Below are 1,798 nucleotides of genomic sequence, written 5' to 3'. Positions count from 1 at the left end.
GGGGACGACCACGTACCAGCGGCCTTTATAAAACCGCCAGGGGCGGCGCCAGCGATAGTGGGCATAGGCCAGGAAGACGCGGTGTGCCAGCCGTTTGAAAGGATCAAGAAGAGACTTGAGTTTCATGGTGCCACCCTCCACGCCATCCCGTGTGCTGTCGCAATGCGTGGCGGCATTTTGGAAAACCGACCCCTTATATTACCGTCATGAGCCGTGTACTTGACAAACCGAAAAGGTGACCACCGAGAGTCTCTTCCCCCCGGATAAGTTTGTGACCAAGCCGGGGGTGGTGGTGTTCGCCGAACATAGCACCCGGCTGCGGGACGGTACCCCGGTGACCTACGATTGCGAGGTCCTGGAAAAGATCGCCCGCAACTGTAACCGACGGATCGAAGAAACCGGGAACTACGAAAAGTCGCGGCTTAGACCTTGAGCAAGGCGTTGTCAAGCAACGTGAAAAACTGCGATTTCTGTTCTTCTGCAGCCATTTTTGGCTTTGCCTCTCCAGGTCAATGATTTCAGGAATACGCGAACTGTATCGGCGTCTTAGCCGAGCTCAAGTCAAACAAGCCGGCACGACTTAGAATGGCCTGGCAAGTTGCGTCTCAGGTCAAAGAGACTATCCAGCAAGACGATTGAGCTTTCAACGCAACACCAGTGCGATGTCATCTTCGGATTCACCAATCGTACGGCGTGTTATGCCGTGCTTGATAAGAGGATAAAAACGAATTGTGCAGCCTCCGCAAAGACTTCGGGCGCCCCAATAGGCCAAAACGCGGATGTCTCTTATACTGATAGGAACAGCGGTATTTTGAAATCATTGGGCGAACGCGGTTGGCGCTCCTCGAGAAAGGCCGGCGTCCATTTTGCCGGTGTGCCGCGAAAATGGGGCAAAACCCGGAAAATTGGCGATGACCGAAACGGTGGCATTTTGGGCTTTGGATCCAGGAATATTGCACCGTCGGCGATGACGGCGGATTCCTTCACGGAACGTGGAAAGAAACCAGCTATGATGATAGCCCGAAAGAAAAAAAATGCACCGCCAGGTGCTTCCTCTCCGGAACCGGGTGCGACGGTCATTCAACCCGGTCCTCAGCGACTCCAGAAAATCCTGGCCGCGGCCGGAATCGGCAGTCGGCGCCAGTGCGAAGAGTTGATCAAAATGGGCCGGGTGGAGGTGGACAAAAAGGTCGTTACAGAACTTGGCTTTAAGGCCGACCCATTTCGCCAGAAGATTTGCGTTGACGGAGTTCCTATTAAGCTCGAGCCGCCGATTTATTACGCCGTGTACAAACCGGACGGGGTGGTATGTACGAATCGGGATCCGGCCGGGCGAACGCGTGTGATTGACCTAGTTCCCGAGAGCGATCGGCGCCTGTTTACGGTGGGTCGGTTGGACCTTCACAGCGAGGGCCTGATTTTGGTGACCAATGACGGCGCGTTGGCGGAGCGGCTGACACATCCCCGCTACGGTGTCCCGAAGACGTATCTGGTCCAGGTTGCGGGAGAACCCACACGGGAAGTTCTCCTTAAACTTCAAAAGGGTGTGCATCTGGCCGAGGGGATTGCCCGGGTGGCAAGAATTCGGATCCGCCGCAAGCACAAAAAGAGCACCATCTTGGAGATGGTCCTCAACGAAGGTCGGAACCGGGAAATTCGGCGGATCATGGCGCGAGTGGGACACAAAGTGTACCGCCTCAAGAGGATTGCCGTGGGTCCTATTCGACTGGGCAAAATGAAGCCCGGTGAGGCTCGGCGTCTGACGCCCGAGGAAGTGGCGGCGCTCTATCGGGCGGCA

At 56.0% G+C, this 1,798-nt stretch carries 2 protein-coding genes; both read left to right on the top strand.

What is annotated here, in order from left to right; translation table 11 throughout:
• Positions 1–271 precede the first annotated feature (271 nt).
• On the top strand, positions 272–433 hold the full coding sequence (locus ABJK56_RS10470; protein WP_347244616.1) for a hypothetical protein: 162 nt from the start codon (positions 272–274) through the stop codon (positions 431–433).
• A 576-nt stretch (positions 434–1,009) separates the two neighbouring features.
• The coding region (locus tag ABJK56_RS10465) for a pseudouridine synthase (protein WP_347244615.1) at positions 1,010–1,798 on the top strand (789 nt) is incomplete at its 3' end.

The organism is Thermogutta sp. (genome assembly GCF_039793925.1).
GTDB lineage: Bacteria > Planctomycetota > Planctomycetia > Pirellulales > Thermoguttaceae > Thermogutta.
The sequence above is the reverse complement of the archived record's forward strand: the minus strand, read 5'-3'. Positions and strand labels throughout refer to the sequence as shown.